We start from the raw sequence: 12221 nt of genomic DNA on the forward strand, positions 1-12221 counted from the left end.
CTATTGTTCTGTGACCGCTTGGAGCGAACCGGGCGCTTGCCAATCCTGGCCAAAGTGAGCGCGCAGGCTCTCGATAGCGGTTGGCAATGTCCCATCGCAGGTGACGCCAAGGTACGTGGCTGCCCGTGTGGTGCCCACGTACAGGTATTTGTCGAACAAGGCCGGATGCAGCGCCGCAAGTTGGTCAATGCCCACGAAGAACACGGCCTCGAACTCCAGACCCTTGATGTGCTGGATGTCGAACACGCGCACGTTGCTCTCTTGCCCGACGGCCTGTCCCTCACGACAGGCAATGACTTGGATGTTGTGTTCGGCCAGGGCTTCGTTCAGTGCCTCAGCCACTGGTGCCACGTCGTCTTCAGCATTCACAAAGATGGCAGTGGACGGCAGCTGGCCGACGAAACGCTCTATTTCTCGGATGCGGTCTGCCAACCAACTCACCACGATTGCTGTGTCTGTGGCGTGCTCCAGGAGCGCGGGCGCTACGCCGCCACTGTCCACATGCGCAGGCAAGCTGACGTTCTGCTCGGTGCCGCCGACGGCACGGATCATGGCGCGAGCGAGATCGTTCAGTTGCTTGCTCTGCCGGTAGGAGACGGTGATCTCCTTGATGTCGAAGTCGGCAAAGACCCACTTCATTTCGTCGGCGGATCGCGCACCCCAGGTGGTCAGACGTTGATTGAAGTCGCCGCAGGCAAAGAACGAGCGCAGCCGTGGATGCGCCAAGGCGGCCATGCAGGCCAGCTGGATAGGCGAAAAGTCGGTCGCTTCATCCACCAAGACCTGGTTGCGGTAATGGCCCAGGATGGGCTGGAGTGCCGACCAAGCGGGGCTGTCGATATCGCGCTGCACGTTGGGCCGGCTGATCAAGTCGCCTGCGGCGCGCAGGATGGCGAGCAGCACAATGTCCAGTTCGAGCGGATGGATGTCGCGGGCTTCGAAGCCTTCGTTGCGATACCAGCTCTCGGCTTGCTGGCGATCGCGCCGGAACGCGCGGTAGCGCTTCGGAATGCCGTCGAGATAGCGCTTGACCGGATTCACGAAGCGGCGCGCGTTGGTTTGCACCAGCAGGCTCGCCCCCACCTCGGCGCGGTCGGCTTCCGTCAGGCCACGCTCTGCCAGCCACTCGATGATCTTGCCGTTGCGCGACGACTTGCTGACCGCGCGCTTTGAGGCTGCAGCCCGGGCTTGGGCACGCACCGCTTGCATGTAGGCGTTGAGAGCGGCGGCACGACCGGTACGCGGTGCTGTAGTGTCTTCTTCCTCATCGGCATCAAGCTCGTCTTGTTCGTCGGCATCGGTGGTCTGGGCTTGCTGCAGGCCATCGATGAAGCGCGCCAACTCATCCAGGAACGCCCGATTGCGATTGAGCTGGAGGTTGAGCGCAGCTTTGATCTTGCCGTCAGAGGCTTCCTTCAGGCTGGCGACGAGCGCCTGGACCTTGGGGAGCTCGGCTGCCAGCGATCCGAAGGTGGACGCCAACGCGCCATCGCCCGCTTGCGGAAGGATGATGTGCAGCCGCTCGCCCAAGCTCTGGACTTCTGGCGCCTTGGCTTCGCGGAGCATGCTGGCCGCTTCATGCAGCTCTTGCACATAGGCGTTGCGCTGCCACGTGTTGAAATCGTCGAACCACCGAATTGGGCGATTCAGCGCCTCTGCGCTCAAGCTTGGCAGGCCGTCTTTCAGGACAAAGGTGCCGCCACCCGATGCGGTTCTGAGGACGCCGAAAGCATTTCTGGCCAGCTCGCGCCTGTAGTCCTGCCAGGTTCTGATGCGCAGATCGGAGGCGGGAACGCCTTCACGAGCGAAAGCCTCCTTGAGGTACTGTTTGAGCAATTCGGTGGGCGTGAACATCAGCCAGCTGTTGGCGTGCGCGACGCCCTGGGCGGTGGCCACCATTTCAACCAGACGTTGTTCGCCTTCTTCCAGGAAGGCGGTGTCGAGCTTCTGGCCAAGGCGGCGGATCAGGGTCGTCGTCTTACCGGTACCGGGCGGGCCAAGAATCAGCAGGCGCTTGTCGAGGGGAAGACGAAAAATCTCATCCTGGTATTGATCCAGAACGGGCTGATCGCGCAGACCCATCTTGGTGATAACGCTGCGGCGCACGCCGTCGATGATGTTGGCCTTGACGGTTTCTTCGGCCAGCAGTTGATCCAAAAGGTCTTCGGTGACTTCTTCTCCGGCAACCTCAGTCAGTAGCGCTCGCAACGACTCGATCGTGAGTGGACCGAAATGCTCGGCCTCCACCACGGTGTCGCGCGAATCCCAGCCATCAGCCAGTGCGGCGGGTCGGAGTTGGGCGCGCTCCAAGACCTCGACAACGGTGCCATTGGGCAGTGTGAATTCAGCCCCGATCGCCAAAGAGGCCAAGCGACCGACCGGGGCACGGTAACTGGCCAGATTCTGGAATCCTGAAACCGGCGTGGTTCGACAGATGTAATAGGTACGCTCTTCGCCTTCCTCATCCACAACGACGACACGAGCGATCGCAGGCTCGGCCGCCAATACCTGATAGCTCTCGCGGTTGGCCTGGCTAATCTGATCCAGTTTCTGGATGGCCGAACTGGACGTCATCGTATTGACGCTCGCCAAGGCATCGGAGCCCAGCGTTCGCCCATCGTGCAGATTGCGTTTTGCAGCCGAAGCAATGCTGTCGAGCTGGGTGAGCGCCTCGCCTGCGACTTGCTCAATGTGTTGCCTGGATTCGGTAGTCAGCTCCATGCTTAGTTCCCACCCGTTCCAGGCTGTTCACCCACGACAAGAGACACTTCGATCTCGGCATACAGAGCGAGTTGAGCCTTGATTTCATGGAGCTGTTGAATCAGCGTGTCGATGTCTGCGGCCGAGGTCATCTTCACTGGCACGGCGATCGATTTGGTGAGCTTCGCCGGACCTTTCTCACCAGTCTTGGCCCGCTCTTCCTCCATGCGCTTGCGCAGGCGTTCCTGCCCTTGGCGCTGGATGGAGCGCTTCAGATCTTCGAGGGTGCTGTTGATGTCGTAGTCGCGAGCCAGCAGCTTCTTGAGTCCGGCCAGATCCTGCGTGGCGGCCAGGGCGAGCCCGTCTAGCCGGTTCACGGCGTTGCCGCGCTCCTCCTGGGTGAGCTCTTCCCACTCGGGGATGCGCTGCAGATCCTCGACACCTTCCTTCAAACGGAGCTTCTGCTGATCGGATAGCGTGATGACCGCATCGCGCACGCGGCCCTTCAGATGGGTAAGCTGCGAATTGAAGTCAGCCGTGTGCTTGTAGAAGTCCTCCTTGCCCAAGCGCTCAGACAGGGTTCCCAGGTCTTCCGCAAGTTCGCGACGCAGCTCCCCTGGCACGCCGGTGTCCGGCAAGGCTTCGATGTCGCGGCGATGGGCTTGCAAGTCGCGTAGCGTGGCGTCGAGCCCGTTGTCAAGCGCCCGCTTCACTTCGAGCGCCCACTTGAGGTTGTCGTAAATGGCGGACGTTTCGGCACCCAGGCGCTGCGGGGCGTCGGAGGCATCGGTGAACAGAACGTCGGCAATGTCCTGGTTCAAAGTGCGGATGCGGTCACTGCCTGCCAGCCCGAGGCCACTGAGCTTTTCGGCCAAGGAGCCGTAGTCGTGCTGGAAGCGTGGGAAGTGCTTCGCCGCCGCCTTGCTGATCTCCTGCTCCAGCGGAATAACCATGTCACCCACCAGTTCGGTGAGCCGCTCAGCGGCGCGACCGAGCGTTTCGATGGATGGGCGCTCATCGCGCAGCGCGACACCGATCTGCTTGAAGGAGTTGTTGGTCTTCAGCGCATCGATCGCCTGTTGCCCAGCAGCCGTGACTTCACGGCCCGAGACCTTGAGCTTGATTTCGCCCGCCATGAGCATGGCGGCCACGATGTAGCGCGTGGTATCAGGTGACCAGCCAAACGGATCGCTGCTGAAGTCGTCGAGCAGGCGCTTGCCATCGACCGTGCCGCGCTTGTCGATGTAGTCGCGGATGCTGATCATCGCCTTGTGGTCAATCTTGAACGAGGCGCGACCGGCCACGGTTTGCACCAGGCCGAGCGGGTCCAGCGCACTGCTGATGGCGGCGGGGTTGGCGACCTTGAGAAATTTCTCGGCGGTGTCGGTTCCCGCACGCACCGGCGCTTCGACATAACGGTCGAACACCTGGTCGGCCACGTCAGAGAGCAGTTTTTTAGCGGCGTCCAGTAGGTCGGCGTCCAGTGCCGATACCGCCGTGGCCTGGCCACGGAACACAAACGAGCCTGCTTGCAAGGTTTGCTTGATCTTGCTCTGGAGCTGGGTAGCCAGCTTGGCAGCACGGTCGAGCTGGCCGGTGCAGTAGTCCTTGACCTCTTGGTCGGGCTCGTTGCGGTGCAGTTCGGCGATGCGCTGGCAACGATAGATTTCGTTCGCCAGATCGTCGAGTTCGGAATTGGCGCGAGCCAAAAGCCCGATGACATTCCGACCGGCGCGGCTGCGGGAGTCATCCAGCATCCGGTTCTTGGCGGTGTCGTAGTCGCTGGTAGGCACCAGCTCGACAACGGTCTGGATCGTGCTCTGGTCACCGGCCAGGCTGGTAATGGCGCTACCGGCCTGGACCTTCAGGCCCGTTGCGACGGCCATCGTGCCGTGGAGACTGACACGAGGCAGCGGATCGAAGGACTCGCGCAGTGCATCGTTGAAGATGCGCTTCACGTCCACGGAGCGCAGTGCGATGGCACCGCGCTCCTGCTCGATATCCCGCAGCTTCTCGCTGAGAAACACGAGATTGCCATCCTTCTCGCCGAGTGGCACATGCACGTCGTTAAGCATCTCTTCGACGGCTTTCTTCACCGTATCGAGTTGCGATGCTGCAGTGATGGACGGGTGCATCAAACTGGCGACGTTCTGCACCGACACCGGCAGGTTGCCGAGGATCTGAAGGACAGCGACGGACTTGGCGATGTCCTGATGGAGCTGCGAGTCCGGGAAGCGAATCTGCACCTTGCCGACCGCCTGGTGGATGGACGTGAAAGCGCGGCGGATGTCCTTTTCCAGTTCGTCGTACAGCGTCACCGTGGTGGCCAGCCAACCCACGGGCTGATCGGCCATTGCCTTGGAACCGCCTTCGCCTTTCAGCACGTCCTGGATCACTTTGATCGCAGAGCGCAGGCCAATACCGCCGGTGGACTTGGCGAGTGCGCCCAACAGGTGCAACAGGATGTCGAAGTGCGCCGGCAGGAACGGGTAGAGATTGGTGAAACTCTCTTTGCTGAAGTCCGCGTCGTAGTACTTGGCGTCCTGCAGCTTGGTGTTGTGTCGAAGCGCTTGGCCGTGGGCGTCGAACAGCTTGCCAAGCTCGTTCTCGCCCGTCGGTGATTTGCCAAGCAGACGGCGATAGCAAATCTCTTTGATGTCGCTCGATTCCAGGTCGATCTGGATCGGGAAGCGGTCCTTCAGCTTGTAGAGCTTGTCGGAGTTCAGCGCGGCGCGCGGGTCGTCCTCGGTAAGGGTCTGCTGCGCGGTAGAGATGATCCATGCCTTGCCGTCGCCCAGCCGCTTGAGGTTCTTGGCCAGGCCATCGAGGTTGAGGATCAGGTTGTCACGCGAGGCCACGTACTGGCCGACTTCGTCGACGATGAAGATGATGTTCTGCTTGCCACTCTTCTCGCGGACGATGTCGATCATCTCCTGCACGCGCTGGTCTTCGAATTGGAAGAAGCCCTCGGTGCTGGACGAGAAGGACTTGGCCTCGGGGAAGAGTGCCGGGTACATCTCATGGGCGATCTTGGGGATCAGTCCGTCGATTGCCAGTGGGTTGTTCTGTACTCGGGCCCAGGTTGCGCCCGGCAGTGCCTTGGCGATCCGTTCATGGAGCTCATGCGTGCGGCCATCCTTCTCGACCATGCGCTCAAAAGCGGCAACCTTCAGGTTGCGCGAGTAGCCGGCCCACTGCAGCACCTTAAAGTAGAGGACCGTGGAGACGTCTTCCATCGTGGCGCCGGCAAGCATTTCACTGGCCAAATCCAGCATGACCACAGCAGCCGGGAAACGCTTCGCCACAGTGCTGAGGAGTGCCTTGGTCTGTGGCTTGTGCAGGCGGTCTTGCAGGTAGTTGATGAATGAAGTGCCGTCGATGGTGCGCTGATCGTCAAACGCCAGGCCGAGGTACTTGGTGAACGAGCTCTTACCGGAGCCGTAGAAGCCTGAGACCCAAACGCCCACCTCATTTTCGCCACCGGACTCCATCGCGAGCTGCATGCGATCGAGGAGCTTGCGGAACTGTTCCTCAATGCTTTCGGTGACCACGTATTCGGAGATCTCAGCCTTGAGTCGGCCTTCTTGCGAGGCGCCATAGGTGATGACCTTCTCGATGGTCCGGTAGATGTCCTTGCTTGGATCGAAGAGTGAGCGAATGGTCATAGGTTTATCCCAGGGTTCTTTTGTCTGTTCAGCCGCCGACGTGGACGGAGCGGTAATTGCCGTCTTCCGGGTAGAAGCCGAGAAACTTCAGGCGCGTCTTGCCGGTTCGCACGCCGGGGTACAGAAAAATCGTCGGCACATGAAACTTGCCCTGGAGCTGGCTCTCGATGGCGCCGATGCGCATAAACGGATGCAGTGCCTCAAGGTCCGTTACCAAGAGCAGCGCGTTCTGCTGGCCTTCGAGCGGCTGCAGGGCATCCTCAAGTCGCTTCAGCAGGCCGTTATCTGCCGTCAGGATGTCCGCCAGCGCCTTGTTGGTACGCGGCCAATCCAGTGGCGCTGACTTGTCTTCCATCACACAGAGCGACCAGAACGGGTCGTCTTTGAGCAGCGCCCAGAGCTGTTCGGCGATGGAGAACGTGTGCACGTCCCAGCCTTCTTGGTGCAGTTTGGCTACCCATGCGGGTGTCTGCCGCTTCACCTCGAGGATTTGTTCTGGTGGGAAGACGAGGTAGTAGATCGGCTCGAAGCTCGCATGGCCGAGCTCGCGCCCGTGCCGAATGCGCTCGCGCAACTCGTCGAAATCAGCTTTGAGTGAGGACATCGCAGAGCGCCTCCATGTCTTGTTGTTTCCAGCTGATGCGGATCACGTCGCCAGCAGCCTGGACGATGAACAACCCCTTCAGCGAGAGTCGTTTGATTTCCTCCAGCACGTCTTCGCGCGCCAGGCCAAACAACTGCCAGTCTTCGTGGGTCAGTAGCGCGTTATCACCGACGCCGGAAAAGTGCAGCTCATGAGCTAAATATGCAGCCGCAGACGGCGAGATGCGGAACGGCAGGATGCGGCGGCTTGAGCGCAATCCGCGCTCAAGCATTCCGTAGTCGGCACAGCATCCGGTCAGATAGGCGGAGACGCGCCGCACTGTCGTCTCAGACCAGCGCTTAACTGTCTTGCCGTCATCGATGCCTCGCTCGACAAAGGCACGGGCGTCTTCATTGGTGATCTGTGTGTATCCACCGGCGTATCGAGCCCAGTAAACGTGGCGCACGAAGTCACCAAGAATGGGATTGGCGCGGCTCGTGAAAACCAGCATGAGCTGTGTCAGATCAGCAGTGGAAATCGTTGCCGACAGCCGCTTGAGGTGAGCAGCCGGTGTACCGCCATTGACCAGATAGCGCGGGGCAAAGCATTCGACGACGATGTTGCGGAGTCGACGCGCGGTAACGGTTGGGAATCGACCTGATTCCAGCGCGACTTGATGCAACTGATTCGCCGACATGCCTGGCGACCACAGGTCGAGCAGCGTCTTGGTCTCGTTGACGAGCCCAAGGCCTGCTTGTAACTGTGTCGTGTAGGGCTTGTTGTCGGCCACGATCACCCCACCAGATATGGATATGTTTTGGCGTTCTGCGTGAACGCCGATAGATAGGCCGCAGCGATAGCCTTCAGTGTGTCGGTGGAATCGAGATCCTTGATACCACCAACCGCCGTTGGACCTACGCTGGACGTGCCGCCCATGGTGGCCAAGCGCTTCAACGCATCCAGCGCAGCCTCTTTGCTCTGCGGTGTCTGACTGGCGAGTTCTTCTCCCGCGCTGCTTTGCACGATCGCGTGCAGGTCTTGTTCGACTTCTTCAGGCAGCCGGAACAGGTGGTAGCTGCCCACGCTCAAATGCTCGTCGTGCAATCGTCTGGCTGCTTCCAGCACACCGTGGTACTGAGCAAGGCGAGATGTTTTCGAGAAGACCGGCTCCAGGAAGAGGCGGCTTGATGCTTCATAGAACGCCGTTGGCCACCAGGCGCATTGAGCGCGCTCACCGAGGAAGCCGACGAGCAATCTCATCTGTAGCAACGTGGGCAGGTAGGATTCTTTCATCTCAAATCTCATCATTCGTTTGTTCTGCCGACGCGACCGGCGTAGGCAGTGATATCCACTGTTTAGTCACAATCCGCTCCCGCGTGGGCCGCATCCACAGGCGCATACCCTGGAGCCAGCACGGCGTTCTTGACGCCATACAAGGCCAAGTGGTCCTTGAGCCAAAGTCTGTACTCCGGCCCGCGCAGGCTGTGGTCTGGCGAGCAGTCGACGCTCCACTGCCGCAAGATGTACCCGGCTGTGGCTGCACGTAGCTTCATACGCAGTGACCCGCCAACCATGCCGTAATCCATCTTCGTAATTTCAGGATGAGGCTGGTCTGGATGTGGCACTAACTCCAGTTCAACGATCCGAGTCCACTGGATATCGTTGTCATACCGTTCGCTGGCTTGTGGCTCCTCATTAAGCCTGGCTGGTGCTTCAATGCGAGTCACAACGAAATCTCGAAACTCTCTGCTCTTGCGATCAAATGCCCGGATGTGCCAGCGCAGGCCAGTATCTACCAGCGCAAAAGGTACAATGACCCGCTCTGTTTCACCACTGCTGATTGAGTGATATCTGATTTGAAGCGGTCTGCGGGCACAGATTGATCGCGTCACAGCTGCCAGCACATCTAGCGAGGGCGTACTCAGCGATGCTGGCGCCTCAAATGCCCCAAGCACAGGTCGGGCAACTGTCGAGCCATCCCCAAACCCTTCGGTCAGCCAGGACAGTACGCGCTGGGTTGCATGCTCAAAAAGCGCCACAAAACTGGACTGATAGACATAGGCTTTCGCCTTCGCGTCATAGTCGATGTTGCAAGGCGCGAGCTCTTTGTACAGCGCCAAATCTCTGGATGCAGCCGCTGACTTCACACCAAATCGATCGACAATATCCTGACGTCGTATGTCGCCAACAAACCATAGACGCAACTCGACCAATGCAAGTCGCTCTCGCTGGGACTGTGACAAAGAAGAAAGTTGCTCAGAATGGTTCATTTCAGTCTTTGAAAGCCAATTCCGGGTACTTTATACGGTTTTTTTTGTGGAGTCTATGGTTATCAAAATGAATACCAATCGACCTAGGAAGTAGCAACTTGCGGTTTTGTTGCACAAATCGGCACGTATCCTGCTTGATCTGACCTCATCGCAGCCCAATCCGTCATCAGCATGAGCAAGCCAGCCCCGCCAAAGTACCGCACGACCAACTGGGAATCCTACAATCATGCGCTGCGCCAGCGTGGCTCTCTGCTGATCTGGCTGGACAAGGACATGGCATGGTTTGCCACCCCAGCCGGCAAACGGGGTCGCGCCGAACGATTCAGCAATGCAGCGATTCAGTTCTGCCTGATGATCAAAAATCTCTTCAATCTGGCGCTACGCCAGACCACGGGCATGGTCGCCAGCCTGTTGAAATTGGCCGGATTGGACTGGCCAGTGCCTGATTACAGTACCTTGTCGCGACGACAGAAAACGTTGCAGGTGCTGATTCCTTACCGGAAAAATCGCACGGGCCTGCATCTGCTGGTGGATAGCACCGGCATCAAGATGCTCGGCGAAGGTGAGTGGAAAACCAAGAAGCATGGTGCCGAATATCGCCGGCAATGGCGCAAGGTGCATCTAGGCGTCGATGCGGAAACGCTGGAAATCCGCGCCATGGAAATCACCTCGAATAGCATTGGTGATGCGCCCGTCTTGCCTGATCTGCTGGCGCAAATTCCGAGCGATGAGATGCTGGTTTGCGTTGTTGGCGACGGTGCCTATGACACCAAGGGCTGCCATGCCGCGATTGCCAGCCGCGAGGCCGAAGCCATCATTCCTGTGCGCAAGAATGGTAAGCCCTGGAAAGAAAACACCGCAGGGGCAGCAGCCCGCAATGAAGCATTACGAACGACAAGGAGTCTCGGGCGCTCCATCTGGAAGAAATGGAGCGGCTACCATCGGCGTAGCCTGGTTGAAACCAAGATGCGGTGCTTCAAGCTGCTGGGCGAACGCGTGATGTCGCGAGACTTTGATCGTCAGGTTGCTGAGCTGCAAATTCGGGCGGCACTACTGAACCGCTTCACGCAGCTCGGGATACCGGAAACGGTTCGCGTAGGGTAACTCCGTCCGGGGTTGGGGAAATTTGACTCGGATTTGATTTGTGCAACAAAGCCATTCCAGACTATAAAAATTCTTCACCAGCATGATCCTTAAACAGATTTGCACGACGTAAATAGCGCAACACTGTTCGAGGATCTTTCTGTCCGGTAACCTCCATGATCTTGTACAGCTGAACATCCCGCTCACCAGCGGAAGTAATAAAGCCAGAACGGAGGCTATGCCCACCAAATTCGGTGAAACCTAATCCGATCTGGTTTGCACAGTTCTTGACCACCCGAGCCATCCACTGCGCGCTCAGGCGCTGCTCGGTTGCGGCCCCCGCCCAGTCAACGCGTCGAAAAACAGCCCCTTCATCAATCCCCGCAGTGGATAACCAGGCCTTCAGATGCGTAACAGGTTGCAGTCGTCGACCATTCAAGATGGGCTTTTCAAATCCATTGCCGCCTTGATCGGTTTTGCCACGCCGGATCAAGCAGACTAGGTTACCGGCCTGGTCAAATTTCAGATCGGAAACATCAAGTGCCGCCAGTTCTGATCTACGAAACGCTCCAGCAAACCCCATGGCAATAATCGCCCGATCGCGTAAACCAATGAGGGTATCGGGTGTTAGCTGCAACATGCGAAACACCTGATGATCCAAGATCGGCTCTTTTTGATTGCGAGGCAGCGTGCCATGGATACGCCGGATACCAGTCAACGTACCACGCACTAACGGATGGTCTGTTGGTGACGGTAACTCCTTCATCTGATGCACATAGCGAATCGCTGCCAATCGTCTTTCCAGCGTAACAGCCGCAACACCTGATTCTGCCTGATCAGAGAGAAACATCGCCAAGGTTTCGGGTGTAGCCGGTGTTGTTGCCAACTTGAACCGTTCGCACCAGTCACAAAAGATTCGGAAATCTGACTGATAAGCCCGCAACGTGGCAGGAGCCAGCTGAGCGCGCAAGTAGCCAATCGCGGCTTCAAAGGATTTTTGCAGCTCAGCGGGTACACCGCTGAAGCTGGATTGTGGCGTCAATGTTGTCATGGCGTGAACTCATCTGGCTCTGCGTTCATTCTAGACTACTAGTCACGATAAGTGTCATTATCGTGACTAGTAGCCTCGACAAGATAAACTGGAATTTGCGGTCCTGCTACTCAAACGTGGGGGGACGTCGTTAACAGCACAGCCCGGCACAAAGGCCGGGCTGTGCTGGTCTGGCAGAACCGCAGGCAGCGTTAGAGAACGAACGCCGAGGAGGTCAGCCTGCTCACACCGGTGAGCTGGATTTCAAATTCGGCGGTACTGTCGGCGTTGGTATTGCCGTACAGGATGTACGTTCACCAGCCGCACCTGACCGGCCAGGGGGAATGCAGTCGAGGTAGACGATCAGGTAGACACGATCCAGCGGGCGGGACTGCCAAGCCTTGGCATCCTCCATCACCACTTCAGTAACGGAAGAAATTTGCCTAGGCGATACCTCGCTACCATACATTTCCTCAAGTTGCGCCTGAATTTCCCGTAACGTCATGCCGCGGGCGTAAAGTGAGAGGATTTTGTCGTCGAAACCGGTCCTGCGGGTCTGGTGCTTGGAGATCAATTGCGGCTCGTAGATGCCATGCTGGTCGCGTGGAATGTCGATGGGCAAGACACCGAATTCGCCCTTGAGCGTTTTGCGGCTGCGGCCATCGCGGATATTGCCGGCAGGATTGGCGACCGGTTGATGTTTGTCGTGGCCGAGGTGTTCGGCCATTTCGAGTTCGAGTGCTTTTTCGACGATCAGCTTGGTTAATTGTCTGGTCTCGGATCATAATTTACCCATCCGCAGTTGGCGACTCTATCTGGCACGTTCGGTTTTGGGTACGCTCTGCATGTCGATCTCCAGGTCAGGCCAATGAATCTCCGTTTGCACGGGC

The 12221-nt window shown here is 58.5% G+C and carries 8 protein-coding genes and 1 pseudogene; 1 reads left to right on the forward strand and 8 read right to left on the reverse strand.

The features are described 5' to 3' along the window. The 6 genes from INR99_RS16775 to INR99_RS16800 all read right to left on the reverse strand — a co-directional run bounded on the left by INR99_RS16775 (position 1) and on the right by INR99_RS16800 (position 9218). Positions 1 to 2721, reverse strand: a complete 2721-nt coding sequence (locus INR99_RS16775; protein WP_194117488.1) for an ATP-binding domain-containing protein — start codon at positions 2719 to 2721, stop codon at positions 1 to 3. 2 nt (positions 2722 to 2723) lie between these two features. Next, positions 2724 to 6365: a BREX system P-loop protein BrxC gene (gene brxC / locus INR99_RS16780; protein ID WP_194117489.1), complete on the reverse strand. Its 3642-nt coding sequence runs from the start codon at positions 6363 to 6365 to the stop codon at positions 2724 to 2726. 28 nt (positions 6366 to 6393) lie between these two features. Next, positions 6394 to 6969, reverse strand: coding sequence for a BREX protein BrxB domain-containing protein (locus INR99_RS16785; protein ID WP_021263471.1), 576 nt, complete (start codon positions 6967 to 6969; stop codon positions 6394 to 6396). Continuing rightward, the gene (locus INR99_RS16790; RefSeq protein ID WP_194117490.1) at positions 6950 to 7738 is read right to left on the reverse strand and encodes a DUF1819 family protein; all 789 of its coding nucleotides are present in this window, start codon (positions 7736 to 7738) and stop codon (positions 6950 to 6952) included. Before INR99_RS16790 ends, INR99_RS16785 begins: the two co-directional genes overlap by 20 nt. A 2-nt stretch (positions 7739 to 7740) precedes the next feature. Then, complete coding sequence (locus tag INR99_RS16795; RefSeq protein ID WP_228098413.1) at positions 7741 to 8241, reverse strand: BrxE family protein; 501 nt, start codon at positions 8239 to 8241, stop codon at positions 7741 to 7743. 62 nt (positions 8242 to 8303) lie between these two features. Further along, a complete protein-coding gene (locus INR99_RS16800; RefSeq protein WP_194117492.1) occupies positions 8304 to 9218 on the reverse strand; it encodes a BrxR family transcriptional regulator in 915 nt (304 codons plus the stop codon). Between the two features lie 171 nt (positions 9219 to 9389). Between INR99_RS16800 and INR99_RS16805 the strand changes: the two genes are divergently transcribed. After that, positions 9390 to 10322, forward strand: coding sequence for an IS5 family transposase (locus INR99_RS16805; protein WP_194117493.1), 933 nt, complete (start codon positions 9390 to 9392; stop codon positions 10320 to 10322). A gap of 61 nt (positions 10323 to 10383) precedes the next feature. Here INR99_RS16805 and INR99_RS16810 read toward each other — a convergent pair whose 3' ends face one another. Further along, the gene (locus tag INR99_RS16810) at positions 10384 to 11352 is read right to left on the reverse strand and encodes a tyrosine-type recombinase/integrase (RefSeq protein ID WP_194117494.1); all 969 of its coding nucleotides are present in this window, start codon (positions 11350 to 11352) and stop codon (positions 10384 to 10386) included. A gap of 322 nt (positions 11353 to 11674) precedes the next feature. Beyond that, positions 11675 to 12103, reverse strand: a pseudogene (locus tag INR99_RS16815) (transposase); the annotation flags it as partial. Between the last annotated feature and the right edge of the window lie 118 nt (positions 12104 to 12221).

Origin of the sequence: Chitinilyticum piscinae (assembly GCF_015223195.1) — a bacterium.
Lineage (GTDB): Bacteria > Pseudomonadota > Gammaproteobacteria > Burkholderiales > Chitinibacteraceae > Chitinilyticum > Chitinilyticum piscinae.